Source organism: Sporosarcina sp. AD_1 (genome assembly GCF_057373025.1).
In genome coordinates, this window is record NZ_JBPVIR010000004.1 from 346,128 (window position 1) to 366,607 (window position 20,480).

18 protein-coding genes are annotated in these 20,480 nt (G+C 48.5%); 6 read left to right on the plus strand and 12 right to left on the minus strand.

Features of this window, described 5'->3' with window-relative positions; translation table 11 throughout:
* Positions 1-126 precede the first annotated feature (126 nt).
* Positions 127-1,779, plus strand: coding sequence for a sensor domain-containing protein (locus tag ACSW3C_RS10210; protein ID WP_486562434.1), 1,653 nt, complete (start codon positions 127-129; stop codon positions 1,777-1,779).
* Between the two features lie 100 nt (positions 1,780-1,879).
* Here the strand turns inward: ACSW3C_RS10210 and ACSW3C_RS10215 are convergent, their stop codons facing one another.
* The 3 genes from ACSW3C_RS10215 to ACSW3C_RS10225 all read right to left on the minus strand — a co-directional run bounded on the left by ACSW3C_RS10215 (position 1,880) and on the right by ACSW3C_RS10225 (position 5,355).
* Positions 1,880-2,329 carry a threonine/serine exporter family protein gene (locus ACSW3C_RS10215; protein WP_486562436.1) on the minus strand — a complete coding sequence of 150 codons (450 nt, stop codon included), beginning with the start codon at positions 2,327-2,329 and terminating at the stop codon, positions 1,880-1,882.
* Between the two features lie 16 nt (positions 2,330-2,345).
* Complete coding sequence (locus ACSW3C_RS10220) at positions 2,346-3,086, minus strand: threonine/serine exporter family protein (RefSeq protein ID WP_486562437.1); 741 nt, start codon at positions 3,084-3,086, stop codon at positions 2,346-2,348.
* 127 nt (positions 3,087-3,213) lie between these two features.
* The gene (locus ACSW3C_RS10225) at positions 3,214-5,355 is read right to left on the minus strand and encodes a beta-propeller domain-containing protein (RefSeq protein ID WP_486562438.1); all 2,142 of its coding nucleotides are present in this window, start codon (positions 5,353-5,355) and stop codon (positions 3,214-3,216) included.
* A 141-nt stretch (positions 5,356-5,496) separates the two neighbouring features.
* Here ACSW3C_RS10225 and ACSW3C_RS10230 point away from each other — a divergent pair, with 141 nt between their 5' ends.
* Positions 5,497-6,810 carry a short-chain fatty acid transporter gene (locus ACSW3C_RS10230; RefSeq protein WP_486562440.1) on the plus strand — a complete coding sequence of 438 codons (1,314 nt, stop codon included), beginning with the start codon at positions 5,497-5,499 and terminating at the stop codon, positions 6,808-6,810.
* Between the two features lie 352 nt (positions 6,811-7,162).
* Here the strand turns inward: ACSW3C_RS10230 and ACSW3C_RS10235 are convergent, their stop codons facing one another.
* Positions 7,163-7,381: a hypothetical protein gene (locus ACSW3C_RS10235; RefSeq protein WP_486562441.1), complete on the minus strand. Its 219-nt coding sequence runs from the start codon at positions 7,379-7,381 to the stop codon at positions 7,163-7,165.
* Positions 7,382-7,625: 244 nt separating this feature from the next.
* Positions 7,626-8,813 carry a GTP-binding protein gene (locus ACSW3C_RS10240; RefSeq protein WP_486562442.1) on the minus strand — a complete coding sequence of 396 codons (1,188 nt, stop codon included), beginning with the start codon at positions 8,811-8,813 and terminating at the stop codon, positions 7,626-7,628.
* A 165-nt stretch (positions 8,814-8,978) separates the two neighbouring features.
* Here ACSW3C_RS10240 and ACSW3C_RS10245 point away from each other — a divergent pair, with 165 nt between their 5' ends.
* Positions 8,979-10,451: a DASS family sodium-coupled anion symporter gene (locus ACSW3C_RS10245; RefSeq protein WP_486562552.1), complete on the plus strand. Its 1,473-nt coding sequence runs from the start codon at positions 8,979-8,981 to the stop codon at positions 10,449-10,451.
* A gap of 50 nt (positions 10,452-10,501) precedes the next feature.
* Here ACSW3C_RS10245 and pcp read toward each other — a convergent pair whose 3' ends face one another.
* Entirely contained in the window at positions 10,502-11,110 is a 609-nt protein-coding gene (gene pcp, locus ACSW3C_RS10250) for a pyroglutamyl-peptidase I (protein ID WP_486562443.1), read from the minus strand.
* Positions 11,111-11,273: 163 nt separating this feature from the next.
* Between pcp and ACSW3C_RS10255 the strand changes: the two genes are divergently transcribed.
* The 3 genes from ACSW3C_RS10255 to ACSW3C_RS10265 all read left to right on the plus strand — a co-directional run bounded on the left by ACSW3C_RS10255 (position 11,274) and on the right by ACSW3C_RS10265 (position 12,878).
* Positions 11,274-12,149 carry an SDR family oxidoreductase gene (locus ACSW3C_RS10255; RefSeq protein WP_486562444.1) on the plus strand — a complete coding sequence of 292 codons (876 nt, stop codon included), beginning with the start codon at positions 11,274-11,276 and terminating at the stop codon, positions 12,147-12,149.
* Between the two features lie 65 nt (positions 12,150-12,214).
* Positions 12,215-12,376 (plus strand): hypothetical protein, encoded by a 162-nt coding sequence (locus ACSW3C_RS10260; RefSeq protein WP_486562445.1) that lies wholly within the window; start codon positions 12,215-12,217, stop codon positions 12,374-12,376.
* Entirely contained in the window at positions 12,357-12,878 is a 522-nt protein-coding gene (locus tag ACSW3C_RS10265; RefSeq protein ID WP_486562446.1) for a hypothetical protein, read from the plus strand. The genes ACSW3C_RS10260 and ACSW3C_RS10265 overlap by 20 nt, the downstream gene beginning before the upstream one ends.
* 43 nt (positions 12,879-12,921) lie before the next feature.
* Here ACSW3C_RS10265 and ACSW3C_RS10270 read toward each other — a convergent pair whose 3' ends face one another.
* The 6 genes from ACSW3C_RS10270 to ACSW3C_RS10295 all read right to left on the minus strand — a co-directional run bounded on the left by ACSW3C_RS10270 (position 12,922) and on the right by ACSW3C_RS10295 (position 20,423).
* Entirely contained in the window at positions 12,922-15,126 is a 2,205-nt protein-coding gene (locus ACSW3C_RS10270; RefSeq protein WP_486562448.1) for a YhgE/Pip family protein, read from the minus strand.
* 67 nt (positions 15,127-15,193) lie between these two features.
* A complete protein-coding gene (locus ACSW3C_RS10275) occupies positions 15,194-15,763 on the minus strand; it encodes a TetR/AcrR family transcriptional regulator (RefSeq protein WP_486562449.1) in 570 nt (189 codons plus the stop codon).
* A gap of 141 nt (positions 15,764-15,904) precedes the next feature.
* On the minus strand, positions 15,905-17,542 hold the full coding sequence (gene abc-f, locus ACSW3C_RS10280) for a ribosomal protection-like ABC-F family protein (protein ID WP_486562554.1): 1,638 nt from the start codon (positions 17,540-17,542) through the stop codon (positions 15,905-15,907).
* A 271-nt stretch (positions 17,543-17,813) separates the two neighbouring features.
* Positions 17,814-17,936 carry an RAxF-45 family protein gene (locus tag ACSW3C_RS10285; protein WP_381447389.1) on the minus strand — a complete coding sequence of 41 codons (123 nt, stop codon included), beginning with the start codon at positions 17,934-17,936 and terminating at the stop codon, positions 17,814-17,816.
* A 75-nt stretch (positions 17,937-18,011) separates the two neighbouring features.
* The gene (locus ACSW3C_RS10290) at positions 18,012-19,202 is read right to left on the minus strand and encodes an acyl-CoA dehydrogenase family protein (protein WP_486562450.1); all 1,191 of its coding nucleotides are present in this window, start codon (positions 19,200-19,202) and stop codon (positions 18,012-18,014) included.
* A 54-nt stretch (positions 19,203-19,256) separates the two neighbouring features.
* Complete coding sequence (locus ACSW3C_RS10295) at positions 19,257-20,423, minus strand: saccharopine dehydrogenase family protein (protein ID WP_486562451.1); 1,167 nt, start codon at positions 20,421-20,423, stop codon at positions 19,257-19,259.
* Between the last annotated feature and the right edge of the window lie 57 nt (positions 20,424-20,480).

Consider the following 20,480-nt stretch of genomic DNA (forward strand, 5'->3'; position numbering starts at 1 on the left):
TTGCACTACCACCATTTTGACTAATTATTTACAAACAGACAGATAGACTAGTTATTCACCGAAACTATGATGTATACTATCATCAAATGAATAATTTGTTACATAAAACATCCGAAAGGGGACAGAATGTTGAAATCCGAGAATGACAAAAGACTCGAATTGCCGGATATCATGGATAGTCTCGAGAAGTATTATATGGTAACCCGTACGGATGGCGAGGGCTTGATTACATATGCAAACCGGAACTTCCTAGAAACAAGCAATTGGACACCTAAACGAATATTAGGAAAATCGTTTTGGCAGATGTTTCCGAACGACGAAGAAGGCCAAGAACAATCCCATGCCATATGGAGCCGTCTTTCCAGCGGGAAATCCTGGTTTGGCACAACAAAGAAAACAACGCGCCATGGAGATCCTTATTTCGTCAAGATGGTCGCGGTTCCATTTATGGATAATTCCGATACACTTTGCTCCGCCACATTTCTCGAATTAGACGTTACTGATGACGTCGAGCTTCGGGAAAAACTGCAAGAAATCGCGTTCATCGACTTCGAAACTGGTCTCATGAGCCGTCATCGGCTGGAAACGCTCGTCAATGAATATATCGAAAGCAAACGACATTTTTCATTTGTTTACATAACGATCGATCACTATTATACACTGAAAGACCATAAGACGTACGACTCTGAACGGATTTTAATGAAAGAATTTACGAATCGACTCAAGCGCTATTTCCAAGACAGCCCCATTGCGCGGGTCGGTGTAGGCCAATTTGCTCTGCTCACTCCTTATGGGGATTGGTACATACAAGGATTCCTGGCATTTCTGAAGGAACAGCCGATCTACATTGAACATACGGCATTGCCGCTTTCCATCAGCGGCGGAATTGTACGCTACCCTGAGGATCAGCAAACCTATACGCAGCTGATCACCGCAGCACTCGCCGCTACGAAGGAAATGACGGACAGCGGCGGCGGACGTATTGCTTCCTTATCTGCTGAATCCCATAAGGGGCTGAACCGGCGCGCCTTGATTGACCGCAAACTGCTGACCGCTTTAGACCGGCGCAATTTGCAAGTCGTCTATCAGCCGCAGTACGATGTCGCCTCCGGAAGAATCAATCTCTATGAAGCGCTTGTCCGCTGGGAAGACGAGGAACTCGGATACGTCATGCCGGATGAGTTGATTCCAATTGCGGAAGAGAACGGGCAAATCCATGCCATCGGTGCCTACGTGATCGAAGAAGCCGCCAAGCTTGCCGCCGAGTGGGACAAGGATAAGCGCAATATTTGTGTTTCTATCAACTCTTCCGTCCGGGAATTCAGCAAGCCGGATATGAAGAATACGATATTGGATATCCTGCGGGATACGAATTGCCCGGCGAACCGGATCCACTTGGAAATTACAGAGAAATTTGCATTTCAGGCAGAAGTCGAGAAATCGATCATCCGGCAAATGCAAACGCTTCAAGACGCTGGCGTGCAATTTGTTCTAGACGACTTTGGGACAGGCTATGCTTCTTTAAGATATATGCAGAACCTGCCGATCTCGCGTGTAAAAATCGACCAGGTCTTCATCCAGGCGCTGACGACTCATCCGAAGACAAAGCAGCTTGTGGAAGGCATGATCATGTTATGCAAATCAATGGGACTTACCGTCTCGGCTGAAGGCGTGGAAACGCAGGAACAATTCGATATGCTGATTGAAATGGGTGTCGATGCCATCCAAGGCTATTACATCGGCCAACCAGTAACACAAGATCAAATTACATTTGAATGATAGAGCGGAGTGCCTGCCGGGCGCTCCGTTTTTCTTTAGGAATCATAGCTTACGATTTGATTGCCATTCTAGAAATAAAAAAAGAGCCTCTTGGCCCCTATCAAGTCGCTCTCCTTCGTTTCGAGCGGCCTCGATATAAAAGCTGGATGCTCACTTCTGCGAATACAAGTCCCATCGCGATGGCTCCGGAAACCATGAACGCCTTAGACGCGAATGAAATCGCTGTTATGTAATCATTTTCGACGATATGGCGCATCGCATTGTATGCCATCCCTCCCGGAACAAGCGGAATGATGCCCGCTACACTGAACACGATCATTGGTGTCCTAAACCGTTTAGCGAAAATATGGGCGACGAGAGCCACAGCGAACGCCCCAAGAAACGACGCCTTGACCGCATCCCCTGAATACGTTTCACTGACACTGTATATGAGCCAGCCGGCCATCCCGACGACCCCGCAATAAAACAGCATTTTCCGCGGCGCATTGAATATAATCCCAAACCCGATGGCGGCAAGAAAACTGAGCGCTGCTTGTATGATCCACGTCATTCAATACACCTCTTCATTAGAAAGATAAAACAAGCGCGACGCCAGCACCGATCGCAAACGCCGTCAGAAAAGCTTCCGCTCCTTTGGACAAGCCCGACATAAAATGGCCTGCCATCAGATCGCGGACCGCATTTGTAATGAGCAATCCCGGTACGAGAGGCATGACGCCCCCGATGATGATTTTATCAAGTTCAATGCCAATTCCCGTTTTAATTGCAAAAAAGGCGGTTAATGCGACTGCCAATGCGGCCACAAATTCTGCGAAGAACTTGACGTTCGTCAATTCCTGAAAGAATGTCACGACGATAAATCCGATACCTCCAGCCACGACAGCCGCTGCCACGTCTTGCCACAATCCGTTGAACAACATGAGGAAGGAGCCACTCGCAACCGCGGCCGCAGCAATTTGGAGCCAAAGCGGAAACATGACATTCGCCTTCTCAATCTCTTTCAACCGCTCGTAGGCCTGCTCAAGTGAGTATTCCCCAGTGGATAACTTGCGGGATACCGCGTTGACCAGTGCAATTTTCTCCAAGTCGGTCGAGCGGTTCGTAATCCGGATCAGCTTCGTATGATGAGGACTTCCCGGAGACAGAATAATGCCCGTTGGAGTGACAAAGCTATGGATCGCGGCAAGGTCCTGCGTCTTCGCCATGCGGTCCATCGTATCTTCCACCCGGTACGTCTCCGCCCCCGCTTCCATCATGAGCCGGCCGGCCAGCAAACAGCAGTCAATCGCCATTTCCTTATCGCTCATCTCTCTCTCACTCCCTGTTACGTTGTACTATCCATCTTATCGAAGAAGAAACGAAAATACAATTTGAGTTCGTGAAACGAAATTAAAAAGCCAGGAGCATGGATGTACGCTCCTGGCTGAACATTGCTTACTTCTTGTCGTCCCACTTCAATTGCTCCAGCTTTTTAAACGTGTTGAAATCATAGCTGTTCAAATCGCTGTAGGATACCGTATAGAGCCGGTCTTTGCTATAGACAAGCCGCTGCACTTGCGTTTCCCACTCCTCGTATTGCTGGCCCTTTTCCGGTTTGCGGATAAGATCGCCCTTCAAGACGATGCCCCGTTCCGGCGTTATTTCATAAATGAGAGCGCCTGCCCCTTTGAAATCGAGCTGATGCTGCTTGCCATTCTCTTCATACACACTGACCGGGAAGCCGTATAGATTGCGGCCCGCTTGCTGGAACAGCGCCTTATGATCGTATTGCACCGGCGAATAGGTGCCTTCCCCTCCGATGATCACCGTATCCTTCTCTTTCGGATTGGCAAAATCGGTTACATCAAAGAGGGAGACTTTCATCCCTTTTGTGCGAATGAACGGCTCGCCGCCTGATGGATTTTTCTCTGAAACGGTCTCGTAACCAAATCCGATGAGATGATTTTCATCAAGCGGATGCAAGTATTTGGAGAAACCAGGTATTTTCAATTCCCCCAGTACTTTCGGCTTTGCCGGGTCTGCTACATCGATGACGAATAGCGGATCCGTCTCGCGGAACGTCACCATGTAAGCTTTATCCCCCATAAAGCGGGCGGAGTAGATGCGCTCCCCTTTTGCCAGATTCTCCACCGAACCGACCTGTTTCATCCCTTTATCTAAAACAAATAGATGATTTTTAGATGGATTTTTTTCATCCCACATATTCCCTTCCGTCGTCACGACACGGAAGTAACCGTTATCCTCGTCCATTGAAAATTGGTTCAGCACAGTCCCTTTCAGCTCAGTGGACCCTGTAAATTCAACCTTCACCCCATCCAGCGTGAACTTGAAAAATTGCGTATTGGCAGTTCCAGGATTCCAAATCATCGCCTTGGAATTATTCTGTTCAAAATGGTATTTAGTCGCCGTCAAATAGAGATGGTCCTTTGACATATACAACTGATTGCTGCTGCCGAGGTACCCCTTTGTTGATAGCTCGCTCTTCTCCGGGGAATGCAGATCAATAGCCGTCACAACCGTATAAGAAGGCTCCGTCGCACCCGGCAAAATCGCAATATCCTCGTATGCCATATAGCGAAGATCTTTATCCGACGTATCCGTAATCCGCGGACGCACAGTTGCCCCATCGATTTCCTCCAGCGCCCAAAGCATCGGATACAAATTGGTCACGATGTATAACGTATCATCCGTCATGCGGGCATTGCTGAGATAGCCTTCCGCCGAAACTTCCCTCAACAGCTTAGGAGCAGTCCGTTTCTTCATATCGTACAAACGGATGGTCGTCATCCCATTCATTGGCATGATCTGATCCTGTGCTGCCATTTTCTTATCATAACGGATCATCTTTTCCCCAAGAACAATTAGCGTATCCTCTTGGATGAATAGCTGCGATGGATAGAAATCCTCTTCCATTTTTATGGAGGCAACTTTCTTCATTTGGCCATTGCGGATATCCGTAATGCGCACAGTCGCTTCCGCAATGCTGTAGACATAATCCCCGTCTGTCTTCACGATGTCCGGCTCATCAATCCCTTGCACTTGGACATTTGTTTCTGAGTGTCCTGAACTGCCGCTTGAAGCTTTGTTGCTACTGTCAGATGCAACTTCAGCACTTTCCAAGGTAACCTCTTCACTTTGATTTCTACCTTGTAGATTTTTCGCCATTTCAAAATACGCTTTTAAATCATCTGCGGATTTTACAGTTTCGATTGATTCGTACATAGTGAATTTGATTTTATTCTGCTTGAAGGATTTTAAAAATGTTCTCGTGAGCGCCTGATCATCAATATTCAAGGCGTATTCGCCAGGTTCCAGCCCCTTCACTTGCAACTCCTTGCCATCCTTGCTCAAGACCAGTTTCGCCTTGACTTTCTTCCCTTGCTGATCCGTTACATATACAGCCTCTTTCTCAATTGCCTGCTTGCTCAGTGGAGCCGTAAATTGCACATCCCATCCATGCTCCACGAACGCACCTCCCGATGCAGCCATCCCCACTTTTTCAATCATGAAGGCGAAAATCATCACACCGATCGCCACCACACACGCTACGCTTAACCACCTGAACGGTTTCCTCATGCCATCCAACCCTTTCCAACTTTTCTTATACCATTAGACTCCTTTCCTCCATTTACGTTTCACTTTTCTGAATCAAACATTATATTTCGTTTGGAGGAATATGATAGTCTTACTTCGAGGGATAAAAAAGGGGGAATGATTTTGAAAGTGTTAACGCGTTGGTCCAACGCAATCATGGATCGCTATTTGCCGGATCCGTACATATTTGTCGCCATCTTGACGATCGTCGTGTTTCTGCTCGGACTCGGTTTAACCGACTCCAGCCCGCTCGACATGGTCAACCATTGGGGGAATGGCTTCTGGAAACTGCTAGAGTTTACAATGCAAATGGTCATTGTGCTAGTAGCTGGCCACGTGCTGGCAAGCAGTCCCGTATTCAAGAAACTGCTGAGTACGCTGGCAGGACTAGCTAAGTCGCCTGGCTCCGCCATCTTACTCGTGACAGTCGTTTCATTGATTGCCTGCTGGATCAACTGGGGATTTGGATTGGTTATCGGGGCTTTATTTGCAAAAGAAATCGCACGGAAAGTGACAACTGTGGATTACCGCCTGTTGATTGCAAGCGCTTACTCCGGATTTATCGTCTGGCATGGCGGACTTGGAGGCTCCATTCCGCTTTCCATCGCGACGGAAGGCCATCCATTTGAGGATATGATGGGTGTTGTTTCGACCTCTGAAACTATTTTTTCAACGTATAATCTCGTAATTGTTGGGCTTCTGTTCGTTACGGTCCCGCTGTTGAACCGTTTCATGATGCCGAAACGGGAAGACACGGTAACCGTCGATCCTGAATTGCTGAATGAGGAAATCATTGTGGAAAAAGAAGAGAAGCCGACGCCCGCGAGCCGAATGGAAAACAGCTATATCCTATCGATGCTCATCGGCGCGCTCGGTGTCATTTATCTGATTCAACACTTCATTGGCAAAGGGTTTGATTTGAATCTCAATATCGTCAATCTGATCTTCTTCATGCTCGGCATACTGTTCCACGGAACGCCGAAACGTTTCCTGGCCGCTGTCGCCAATGCCGTGAAAACAGCGGGCGGCATCATCATCCAATTTCCGTTTTACGCCGGAATCATGGGCATGATGGTCGCCTCAGGCCTTGCAGGCGTCATGTCAGAGTGGTTCGTCAATATCTCAACCGAAACGACATTCCCGCTCTTCTCATTCTACGCAGCCGGTCTCGTCAACTTCTTCGTCCCGTCCGGCGGCGGACAATGGGCCGTCCAGGCGCCGATCATGCTGGATGCCGCCCAAACTCTTGGCGTCAGCTATTCAAAGACCGCCATGGCCATCGCGTGGGGTGACGCCTGGACTAACATGATCCAGCCTTTCTGGGCCTTGCCAGCCCTCGCGATCGCCGGCCTCCGCGCCAAAGATATTATGGGGTATTGTGTGTTCGTCTTGGTGTTAAGCGGCATTGTGATCAGCATTGGGTTATATTTCTTTTAAATGATGAGAGCCGGAGAGTCTACGTGACTGCTCCGGCTTTAATTATTGTATAGGAGACTGGGTGGACGTTTGTTGATTTGGGTGGATGCTCGTACACTGGGGTGAACCTCAGAACATCGGGATGAGCACCGGTATCTCGTGCTGAACGCCGGATTATTGAAATGAAGCCAGATAACCGGAGCGAACGCCATATTATCGGAATGAACGCCAGATAACTGGAGCGAACGTCAAATTATCGGATTGAACGCCAGATAACTGGAGCGAACGTCAAATTATCGGATTGAACGCCAGATAACTGGAGCGAACGCCAGATTATTGGATTGAACGCCAGATAACTGGAACGAACGCCAGATTACCGGTTTGAACGCCAGATAACCGGAGCGAACGCCAGATTATCGGAATGAACGCCAGATAACTGGAGCGAACGCCAGATTATTGGATTGAACGCCAGATTATCGGATTGAACGCCAGATAACTGGAACGAACGCCAGAATATCGGATTGAACGCCAATAAATCTATTTGAACGCCAATATAACGGGATGAACGCCAATAAATCCATTTGAACGCCAATATGACGGGATGAACGCCAATAAATCAGTTTGAACGCCAATAACTCATTTCGAACGCCAATATAACGGGATGAACGCCAATAAATCAGTTCGAACGCCAGATTATCGGATTGAACGCCAATATATCGTGCTGAACGTCAATAAATCCATTTGAACGCCAATATAACGAGATGAACGCCAATAACTCATTTCGAACGCCAGTATCACGAGCTAAACGCCAGTAAATTAGCTATGAACACCAAGCGTTATCCAGCCGCTACGAATTTAGGAAGTTCATCCTCAAAAGTGGACCAGTCCATTGTCATCTCCTGCTCTGTCAGCAGGCATTGGTCCAATTGCGCTTCAATTTCTTCCCGTTCCATGTCCAGGCCGATGAAAACAAGTTCCGTTTGCCTGTCACCGTACTGGTTATCCCACCGGCGCAATAGCTCGGGATCCTCGGCGATAATTTGTTGCTGCTGGCGTTTCGGCAAGGCGGCGATCCATTGGCCCGCGCCTTGGAATGTGATCGATGCGCCTGCTTGGGACAGCAAGCCGGCCATATCTGGGCGCGTGGCAAGCCAGAAAAAGCCTTTGGAGCGGACGATTTCACTCGGCAAATGAGACAGCCACTCCTGCCACCTTGCCGGGTGGAAGGGGCGTTTTCTTCGGTATACAAAAGAAGTGATGCCGTACTCCTCTGTTTCCGGCACATGTTCTTCATTTAATTCTTTGATCCAACCGGCCCCTTGGCTGGATTTTTCGAAATCGAATAGCTTCCGGTCCAGCAGCTGCGACGGTTTCACTTTTCCGAATTCTGTCAAAATAATTTCAGCATCCGGATTCATTTTCCGTAAAAACGCAGTAAACGGTTCACGATAGCTTTCCTCGACTAAATCCAACTTATTGACGACCAAAATATTGGCAAACTCCAATTGATCGACGAGTAAATCCGAAACGTCTCGTTGGTCATAAGGGTCATCTGTATCTTTGCGGTCCAGCAGCGTCTCCCCGCTCTCGTAGTCTTTCCAAAAACGGAACGCATCGACGACCGTTATCATGCTATCCAATCTGCACACTTTGGATAGATCCACACCTACCTCATCATCTATGTACGTAAACGTCTGGGCAACCGGAATTGGTTCGGAAATACCAGTCGATTCGATGACGATGTAATCAATATCCCCTGCCGCCGCCAGCTTCTCGACTTCGATAATCAAATCCTCGCGCAGCGTGCAGCAAATGCATCCGTTTGTCAGTTCCACGAGCTTCTCCTCTGTGCGCGAAAAACCGCTGTCCTGTATGAGCGCCGAATCGATATTAATTTCACTCATATCATTCACTATAACTGCGATGCGTTTATCTTCCCGGTTCGCCAATAAATGATTTAATAACGTCGTTTTGCCTGCTCCTAAATAGCCGCTTAACACGGTAACTGGAATTTGTTGTTTCATGTTTTCGCCCCTCAAACAGTAATCATTACTATTTAAACATACAGACTTCCAACCGAGTTGGCAAGTAAAATCTCTCCCTCTCTATACCGTTTGCAAATTCCTTTCCAGGGTAATCTATTCACATAACATGCATATAGAAGGGATTGATACTTGGTGGAAGCGCAGATGAAGGCTGCAAAACCGAAGCATAATTTAAAACCGATTTGGATTGCCCTCGCTTTCGCAGTCATGATTGTTATTGTTCTTTTGCCAACTCCGGACGATCTGCCTGTCATGGGTCAGCGGGCACTCGCCATCTTAGCGTTCGCGGTCATCCTCTGGGTGACGGAAGCCGTGACGTATCCTGTCAGCGCGGCTATGATTATTGGCCTTGTCGCTTTATTGATCGGCTTTTCACCGGATATGGCAAATCCTGAGGTGAATATCGGAACGAAGAAAGCACTCACGATGGCGCTAGGCGGATTTTCGAATTCAGCTGTTGCTCTCGTTGCCGCCGCCCTCTTCCTCGCCTCCGCGATGCAGGCGACCAATTTGCATAAACGACTTGCCCTGTACATTTTATCCAAAGTGGGCGTGAAGACCGGCGCTATCGTATTTGGCGCAATACTTGTATCCATTATTCTTGCTTTTTTCGTACCAAGTGCGACTGCACGTGCGGGAGCAGTCGTTCCGATCCTGCTTGGAATGGTTGCCGCTTTTGGCCTGCCAACAAACAGCCGGCTCGCGGCATTGCTTGTCATAACTGCCGTCCAGGCCGTTTCGGTATGGAATATCGGTATTAAAACCGCTGCCGCGCAAAATATGGTGGCGCTTGGTTTTATTGAGAAGGAGTTCGGTGAATCAATTGCCTGGAGTACATGGTTCATATACGCCGCTCCCTGGTCAATCCTCATGTCGTTCGTCCTCTATTTCGTCATGATCAAATTAATTAAGCCGGAAACAAAAGTGGTGGAAGGCGGCAAGGAGTTGATTCAAGGTCAGTTAAAGGAATTGGGGCCAATGAAGCCGGCGGAGATTAGACTCATTGTCGTTTCTCTCATTCTGCTCTTCCTTTGGGCCACCGAAGAGAAACTGCACCCGCTTGATACGACGACTGTAACTGTCGTTGCCATCGCCGTGTTGCTGTCTCCTAAAATCGGGGTGTTTGATTGGAAGACCGTAGAACGACTCATTCCATGGGGCACAATTATTGTGTTTGCGGTCGGAATTGCACTTGGAACCATCCTGCTCGATACGAACGGAGCGCAATGGCTTTCGGATAAAGTATTTGGCGCAATGGGGCTGGATACAATGCCGCTGCTCGCCACTATCGCACTGCTGTCGTTGTTCAACATTTTGATTCACCTCGGATTTGCAAGTGCGACGAGCTTGTCCTCAGCACTCATACCGATTTTCATCGCACTGACCTCGACCATCGCGATCAATGCGAATGACATCGGGTTCGTGCTGATTCAACAGTTCGTCATCAGCTTCGGCTTCCTATTGCCGGTAAGCGCACCGCAAAACATGCTGGCATACGGAACAGGCGCATTCTCGGTAGGCGACTTCCTGAAATCCGGGATTCCGCTTACTGTCATCGGCTATTTGCTCATCTTGCTGTTCAGCGCGACGTATTGGAAATGGGTCGGCCTTTTGTGAAATAAAAAAACGCGCGGAAGAGGATTTTGCCCTCTTTCGCGCATTTTTCATTACGATTCACTTAACACTTCGATGCATATTTCAATGGCACGCTTTAAATCCTCGTGCGACCAGCTCGGCACTCGTCCATGCTCAACAGCCAGTTCATGAGAAGCCGGGATGTGAATAAAACCGGAGAGCATATCGGGCCGTTCCGTATTTGCTAAATGGAGTGCCCGGTACATGACGTTGTTGCATAAATAGGCGCCCGCAGTATTGGAGATCTCTGCTGGAAGACCTGCTTCCTTCATGGCATTGACCATCTTCCGAATCGGCATGTTCGTGAAATAGCCATCCGCCCCGTCTTCCACGATAGGTTCATCGACAGGAGCATAGCCGCTATTATCTTTCGGGCCATCACTGACATTGATGGCGATCCGCTCAGGCGTAATTTTATAGCGTCCGCCGGATAGTCCCAGCGAAAGAACGGCATCCGGTTTAATTTCTTGAATATGTTTTACGATCAGGTCCCCAGATTGGCTGAAATCGACAGGCAGGATTTCACTATGAATTCTATATTCTCCGATCATCATGCCATCCAGCTCGTCCGCAATCTTCTGCGTCGGATTCACCGGATATTTCAAAAATGGTTCGAATCCTGTCACAAGTAATGTCTTCATCATCTCATCCCCTTTTAGCTTTTATTATATCGTAAAAGCCACTTTTTCTTTTCATCTAAGATTTTAGTAGAGTACAAACTCTCTACTTCCTTTCGAACGTTTAATGGCCGCTACACAGGGAATCATTGATATAGAAATATGTATCAAAGGAGAGAATGCCCTTATGGACAAATATGAAAAAATTGATGAACAAGTCGTTCCGCAAACACAGGACCAACAGCCTGGCGTGGAGGCCGAGATGGAGCCCGCTCCGATTTATGACGATGAGAATTACAAAGGTTCCGGCAAGCTGAAAGGAAAAAATGCGCTGATCACAGGAGGCGACAGCGGAATCGGACGTGCTGTTGCAGTCGCATTTGCCAAGGAAGGGGCCAATGTCGCCATCGCCTACTTGGACGAAGCAGAAGATGTTGATGCGAATAAAACAATTGAACTCATTGAGAAGTATGGCGGCAAAGCGCAAAAATACCGGACCGATATTAGTGAAGAGGAAAATTGCGAACGCCTTGTCGAGGATGTCATTTCAGAATTCGGCAGCCTGAATATCCTTGTGAATAACGCAGGGAAACAATTCCCTCAAGATCACATCGCCAGCATCTCCGGCGATCAATTGCGCGAAACATTCGAGACGAATTTCTTCGGCCTCTTTTTCATGTCCAAAGCTGCGTTAGCCCACATGAAAGAAGGCGATTGCATCGTCAACACTTCTTCCGTAACGGCGTACAACGGATCTCCTGGATTGCTGGATTACTCCGCTACCAAAGGGGCAATCACAACTTTTACCCGCTCCCTCGCATTGAACTTGGCGGAAAAAGGCATTCGCGTAAATGCCGTAGCACCCGGTCCAATCTGGACGCCGCTCATCCCGGCGACCTTCGACGCAAAAAAAGTGGAGCAACACGGTTCCGATACACCAGTAAAACGACGCGGCCAGCCTTCTGAAAACGCGCCGGCCTATGTATTCCTCGCTTCCAACGACTCCAGCTACATGACCGGCCAGACAATCCATGTCGACGGCGGAGATTTTGTAGGATCTTAAAGTGAATATGTAGTGAGCAACGACCGCCGAGAGCGGTCGTTTTTTTTCGGGAATGCGGATGGATTTTGGCGCGTTGGTTAGGTTTTTTGGCGGGCATGGGCGTTGATTTGGCGCGAGGACAGGTGGATTTGGCGTGGATAGGATCCAATTTGGCGCGGGGACTGGTGGATTTGGCGAAGATGTTTTTTGGCGCGGGGACTGTTGGATTTGGCATTAGCCATGTCTGATTGCCATTCATCCCGTTATATTGGAGTTCAAACGGTGCTATTGGAGTTCAAACGGTGCTATTGGCGTTCAATCGGGGTTATTGGCGTTCGACATGAGTTATTGGCGTTCAGCTCGAGTTATTGGAGTCCAAACGGTGCTATTGGCGTTCAATCGGAGTTATTGGCGTTCAGCTCGGGTTATTGGCGTTCCGCTCGGGTTATTGGCGTTCAGCTCGGGTTATTGGCGTTCCGCTCGGGTTATTGGCGTTCCGCTCGGGTTATTGGCGTTCAGCTCGAGTTATTGGCGTTCCGCTCGGGTTATTGGCGTTCCGCTCGGGTTATTGGCGTTCCGCTCGGGTTATTGGCGTTCCGCTCGGGTTATTGGCGTTCCGCTCGGGTTATTGGCGTTCCGCTCGAGTTATTGGCGTTCAGCTCGGGTTATTGGCGTTCAGCCCGTGATATTGGCGTTCGCACTGATTTCCCGACGTCCTCCCGTTCTCCCGCATCTCCCCCTACAACATAAAAAAAACGATCCAGGACAGGTACTGTCCGTGGATCGTTTTTCATTAAGCTTCGGCTGTGACTTCTTTGGAATAGCGTTTGTTGAATACGAGTGCAAAGTAGCCGAATGTGACAAGGAGACAAGCGGCGATGAAGCCGAGCAAGATGCCGTTGCTTGCCCAGAGGTGGGCGATGTCTCCTGTGGAGATGGCTGCTTTGAATGCCTGGACGGAGTACGTCATAGGCAATAGGGTGTTGAACACTTGGAGCGGTTGTGGAATTAATTCCAATGGGAATGTTCCGGCGCTCGTGGTCAATTGCAAGATCAAGATGAGAATCGCAATGAATCGTCCTGCGTCACTGAAAATGGAGACGAGCATTTGGACGATGGCGATGAAGGTGTAGCTCGTAATGATTGATGTGAGAACGAACAATCCGAAGTTTTCAGTTTCCAAGCCGAGCCCCCATTTGAGAACGGCAACTGCAACTAAGGCTTGAACTAAGCCGACCACAGCCAAGACGGATACTTTACTTGTCAGCCATCTGAATGCGCCTGTCGGACGGATGGCCGGTTCGACTAGCGGGAAGACGATGGAAACGAGTAAGGCTCCCACGAACAGACCGAGTGATAGGAAATATGGTGCAAACCCTGTTCCATAGTTCGGTACATGGTTGATGCCTTCCTTGTCGACATCGACTGGTGCTGCTGCCATGTCATACGTTTTATCGTTTGCATGCACTTCGCTTGCAGTTTCATTTGCTTCGGCCAGTTTGTCTTTCAACGTAAGCGTGCCGTCTTTCAATTCATGCACACCTTCCGTCAATTTGGAAGAACCGTCGGCGAGCTCTTTTGATTTGGATGCCAGCGTGCCAGTTCCTTCCTTCAGAGTGCCTGAACCTGTGGAAAGTTCATTCAATCCGGAAGCTAAACTTCCTGCTCCGGCTTTCGCTGCGTTTGCTCCTTGGGAGAGCTGAGCAAGACCTGTTGACAAGGCGTTATTGCCGTCTGCCAACGCCTTTGCTCCTCCTGCCAACTGAGGTGAGGACTCGCTCAATTTATTTAATCCGGCGAGCGCTTGCGCATGGCCGTCACGTAATTGGCTAGCCGCGCCGTTCAATTGTGTTGTCCCTTCGTGAAGTGCTGCAGTGCCGGATGATAATTCTTTCATGCCGCCTGCCACTTCCGCACTGCCCTGTTGCAATTGGCTGAGCGCCGCTTTTAGACCGGATTGCTGATCTTCCGGAAGCGAGGCAAGGATTGGTGCCAATTGGTCGGAGAGATTGGAAATGCCGGCATTGACGTTTTGTGCGCCGTCTGCCAGTTTGGAAGCCGCCCCTTGCAAGGCACCTGATTTTTCATTCAACGTGCTGACTGCGCTTCCGAATTCAGCTTCTTTTTGGCCGATTTGGGCGTAGCTGCTTTTTAACTGATCGACAGCGGCCGTGTAATCCGCGATGCCTTTTTGTAAATCAGCAGCACCCGCCGTCGCTTTTTGGGCTCCTTGTTGGAGTTCTGCAGCGCCGGATGCCAGTGTGCCGATCCCTTTGTTAAGATCGTTCGCACCTTTGGCAGCCTTATCAGCACCCTTCGCGAGGCTGTCCGTGCCCTCTTTCAATGTAACCGTGCTGGACGCCAGTGTTTCCAAGTAGCCCTTCAGATCATCGGCGCCATTTGCCAGTTCATTCGTGCCGTCATACAATTTGCCGGCGCCATCTGCCGCATCTCCGAAACCGTCACCCAGTTTGGTGATCGAATCGAAAAGCTGCTCTGCATAAGTAGCCGTGACGTTTTTATTTACTTCCGCCCGGATTCTTTCCATCGCGGTTTCCCCAATTTGCGCGGAGAGGAAGTTGTACCCTTCGTTCGGTTTGTATATGATCGTTAATTTCTCCGGATTTTCGTCTAGCAAAGATGTCGCATGAGCGGAGAAGTTTTCCGGTATTTCAATCGCAATATAATAATCTTGGTTTTTCAGTCCTGTTTCCGCCTGCTCTTTGCTTACTTTTTGAAAATCAAAGTCTTTGTTTTCCACTAACTTGTCAACCAACTCATTACCGAGAGCTAATTGCTCCCCTTCCAATTCGGCTCCTTCGTCCATATTCACAACCGCGACTGGCAATGAATTCAATTGGGCATATGGGTCCCAGAAAGCCCATAAGAACATGCCCGCATACAGGACAGGTATGAAGAGGATCGCCAGCATAGGGACGAGCAGCTTCCTCGAGCGGAAGATTTGTTTCCATTCCGCAAATGTCATCGTCTTTTTCATTGTATCTCCTCCTTAAAACCACTTGACCATAAACCTCATTTGGTCATTTTTAATCAAAAAAGAAGTCTCAGCGCAGGAGACTCTTGAAAATCGTGTCGCTCAGCAACGTAGTGATTTGTTCTTCCGTCAATTCCGTGTCATGCGTTTTCTCCCAGTCCACAATAAGAGCCAAGTACGACTTGAAAAGAAGGTATGCAATCAATTCGGAGTTACACGGCTTCAACTCACCTCTGCTGACCGCCCGTTCAATTTTCAGCTTCACATAAGAGACGATTTCTCTTTCAATTCCAGCCAGCACTTCTGTAACAGCAGGCGTTCGAAGTTCTTTTTCCTCGTCGATCAGTTTGGCGTAAAGCTGATGCGTTTTTCGGAATTTGAGCAATTGCATAAGGCGGGCATGAACATTTTGTTCGAATGAACCTCCCTCTACCGCAACTGAATCCGATGCCGCTCGCATTTCCTCGATCATTTTTAGTACAATGGCATTGAACAATTCTTCTTTATTCGTAAAGAATGTATAGATCGTTCCTTTTCCGACATTGGCGATCTTCGCTACCTGATCCATTGTCGTCGCCTTGTATCCGAACAGGGAAAACGATTTTGCAGCTGCCTCCAAAATTTCCCGTCTTCGATCCACTTCTTCACCTCCTGTTGCTGACTAAAAAACCATTCCGGTCATCCAGTCATTATGATACGCCCTCTTAGAATGAATTTCAAGTATTTCACGAGATTTTTTTACGCACAACAAAAGGCCTCCCAATTGGAAGGCCTTCCTTACTCACTTATTCAGCTCATACAATTCTGCCCATTTTCTGCGTGCCCAGTCGAACGGACCTTCAAATGTTTTCAACTCTCCATCTTCCAGCCAGGCTGTCCTGTCGAAAATTTTATTTAGGAAATAGCGGTCATGCGATACCGCTAAAATGGTACCCTGAAACTCTTCCAATGCTTCCTCCAACACTTCTCGGGATTCAATATCAAGATGATTGGTCGGTTCATCGAGCAACAGAAGATTAATGTCCTGATGCATGAGCTGTGCCAGCCGGAGCCTCATTCTTTCCCCGCCACTCAAATCGGATAAACGTTTAAAGACGTCCGGTCCGTAGAACATAAACTTCGCCAGAATATGTCTCGCCTCCCCTTCTGCTACACTGACCTCTTCCCTGAAAACATCGATCAGTCTCGCTTTCGGATTTGCCGCTTCGGCATGCTGGGATAAGAAACCTATTTTCACGTTGCTGCCTACTTTGCAAACCCCTTCATCCACCGTCAGCTGTCCAATAAGCAACTTTAAAATTGTTGATTTGCCAGTGCCGTTTTGCCCGACGATTGCCGCTCGGTCTTTCCAATAAATATGAAGATTTGCCTCAGTCAAAATCTGTTTTGGACCGAATGATTTGCAGACATCGTCCATGACAACGACTTCTTTCCCGCTGCGCTCTGTCGGTTCAAACGACAAAGCCATCTTTTTCGGGTCGACCAGCGGCTTCTTGATTTTGGCCATCCTTTCCAGTGCCCGCTCCATATTTCTCGCTTGCCGGTGCAATCCAGCATTCGGCGGGTTCGCTTCATTTGCCCATTGTTTCAGCCGCTTGATGGCTTCTTTCATTTTCTTGATTTTCTTTTGCTGTTCTTCGTATTCTTGGAATTGGCGAAGCAGCAGATCCTCCTTCTGCTGGACGAACGAACTATAGTCGCCATGGTAAAGTTGCAGCTCCCCGTCTTCCAAATCGGCTATTTTGCTCACTGTTGCATCCAAGAAAGCACGGTCATGCGACACGATGACAACAGTCCCGTCATATTCGGACAAATAACCCTCCAGCCATTCCACTGCGAATAAATCCAAATGATTCGTCGGTTCATCGAGGAGCAATAAATCCGGCTGGCTTAATAGCAGCTTGCCCAGCATCATCTTCGTCTGCTCTCCACCGCTCATCACCGAAAAATCCTGATGAATGAAACTTCGTAACTGCAACCCATTGATCACTTTTTCGATTTCCGATTCCATCGCATATCCATTCCGGCGCAGGAATTCTTCCTGCAACTGCCCATATTGCAGGAGCAGCCGCTCCATATCCGCGGATTCCGACGACATTTTCAATTCAAGTTTCTTCAAGCTTTCTTCTATTTCCAACAGTTCGCCGAATGCACTCCTCAGCACTTCGTATCCAGTCATCGGTTTTTCGAGTAAAGGAATTTGAGACAGGTAGCCGACTTTCGTTCCTTTTTTAAAGTGAATTGAGCCTGAATCGACTGCTTCTACTCCGGCAATCAATTTGAATAATGTCGTTTTGCCGCTTCCATTTCGACCGACGATTCCTAACCGATCACCTGTCTTAATTTCCAACGACATGTCATGAAATATGTTGGTGCCGCCTAGCATCTTGCTAACCTTCTGTATTGTACAAATCATAATTTCCGCTTCCTCTCATCCTGTTTTCACAGCAGAAAGCGCACAAAAAAAGACTGCGTTCGGGCAGTAGCAGACTGTCGATAAGCACTTCCATCGTTCGTGCTCCGGTTTGATCGCCATTCATTACTCCTGACGCTGCAGGCAGAGCCAAATAAGGCAGCGCATGCACACGAGGGAGAATCAAATAGCAAAGAACCGTATCGTCTTCAATCTAGTAATGCCTTATGCAATCTTTCCTAATTCGTAAGGAATGATGTGCCGAACCGCTGTGTGATTACTGAAATTGTCTAAAAAAGGGCATACGTATCCCGTTGAGCGCAATTTCATGAGTAATCGCACATGAAGTGGCTAAATATTCCAATAGTACTTCACGCGCATTCACAGTGTCCAACATCATTCCTCACCTCCGATCAATAAATAGTAAAAATATTTTATCATTAATCAACTAAACAAGCAATAGACCTCTGCTTATTTATTCAAACGGCCATTCTGGCAGCATATGGCTGAGCCGCTTATCTTCACGGTAGCCTAATACATACTCCGCCTGCATGATCGTATGGATTTCGCGAGTGCCTTCGTAGATGACTGGCGCTTTCGAGTTACGCAAGAAGCGGGCAACTGGGTATTCATCAGAATATCCGTAAGCCCCATGGATTTGGAATGCATCATCCGCCGCTTTGTTCGCAAAATCGCATGCTTGCCACTTCGCTAAGGACGTTTCGCGCGTATTGCGAACGCCTTTGTTTTTCAATTCGCCTGCACGGTACACAAGAAGACGGCTCATTTGATAGCCCGCTTCCATATTGGCAATCATCCGCTGAACGAGCTGATGTTTGCCGATCGCTTTGCCGAATGTTTCGCGTTCGTGGCAATACTTCACGCTTTCTTCGAGACATGCCATGATCAGGCCGACAGCACCAGCCGCGACCGTGAATCGGCCGTTATCCAATGCGGCCATGGCAATTTTGAAGCCTTCCCCTTCCTTGCCAAGAAGGTTTTCTGCAGGGACACGCATATCCTCGAAGAACAGTTCACCTGTATTACCCGCACGGATCCCATATTTCCCTTTAATCGCTTTGGAAGAGAACCCAGGGAATGTCCGCTCGACGATGAACGCACTAATGCCATGATGTTTCTGGGATTTATCCGTATAAGCGAATACGAGGAAATGATCTGCGACGTCGCAAAGGGAGATCCACGTCTTCTGTCCATTTATGACATAATGATCGCCATCGCGGACAGCCGTTGTCGACATTGCCGCCACGTCAGAGCCCGCACCCGGTTCTGTCAGGCCGAACGCTCCGATTTTCTTACCTTCGGCTTGCGGTACAAGATATTTCTGCTTCTGTTCTTCCGTTGCCCATTGCATCAACGTCATGGAATTGAGTCCGATGTGGACAGAGACAGCCGTCCGGAATGCCGTATCGCCCCGTTCTAATTCTTCGCAAAGGATGGCGAGCGAATTGTAATCCATGCCGCTCCCACCGTATTTCTCCGGTATGCAAACGCCCATGAATCCTAGATCGGCGAGTTTCTTCCAAATGGCAGGGTCAAAGCCGCCTTCCGCATCCCATTTTTGGATATGCGGCATGATTTCCTCATCAACAAATTGACGGGCTGTTTTGCGCAACATCTTTTGTTCTTCAGTAAACTCGAAATTCATGTCACGATCCCCTTTCTTTCATTCGAAAGGGAAGGCTCTCACCTCCCCTGAAACTTACACGTGTGCTTCTGTTTTTCCTACAGATTCTTCAATGTCGACACCGCGTTTTTTCATTTCTTCAATATATAATTCGCCTGGGACGATGCTCTCCGGCGGATGGACTCCGCGCTTAGTGATCGTTCCATTTCCGATCATCTGCGCGACAACCGAGATAGTGTTGGCTGTTGCTCGGGCCATCGCTGTTTCATTCACAGACATATCTTTTTCTGTTACGAGATTGTATTCATACGTTGCCGTTTCACCGTTTTTCTCTCCGCTGACAATGACGCGAAGCAAGACCGCATCCACCTTGTCGCCTAATTTAAGCTGCGGTGACAGCTGTTCCCGCATGACGTCCCGCACTTTCACTTTCGAGCCGCCAACCTCAACTTCGCTGTTCTTTGACAGCAAGCCGAGATCGACGAGGAGCTGAAATTTCTCCGCATGCCCTTTGTACCGGATTGTCTTATATTCCAAGGTCTGCACATCCGAGAACGTCTTCGTCAATGTCGATGTTCCGCCGGATGTATGGAATGCTTCCAGCTCCCCATAATCCTTGAAGTGGATGGACTCCACTTCAGAGAGGGACGGAATTTCGAGCAATTGACCGTCACGGATGACATGAGACGGATCGGTATAATGATCGAATACCCCTTCGAGCGAGAAGACGATATTATAATTGAGCGGCGGCTCCGGCTTCACCGGAATTCCTCCGACATATAATTTAATACTCTCGACCTTGTCGAGCTTGCTTGCACCGTAGCCGCTCAGGATGTTGATCATTCCCGGAGCCACCCCTAGATCCGGAATGATTGTTACCCCTTTGGCTTCGGCCTCTTTCGCGAGCCCCAGCACGGCATCGGTCGCCCCGCCGATATGGCCGCCGAGGTCGATGGAATGAACGCCGATTTCAACAGCCGTCCGGGCCACTTTTTCATTGAAGGAATAGAATAACGCATTGATGACGACATCCCCAAGTCCCATCACTTCCTTCAATTGCTCATCGTTTGTCGCATCGAGCGATAGAATATCCAACTTATCGGACGAAAGCTTCGACGCAAACTCTTCCGCCTGCTGCACATTCAAGTCCGCCAAGTACACCTTTTGAACATCATCACTTTTCACAAGATCACGCACTGCCTCTTTCCCCATTAATCCGGCTCCGAGTACTACTACTTTCATCATACAACCCCTACTTCCCTTTAAGATTTCCGTGTCCTCAGGTGCTTTTCAATTCGA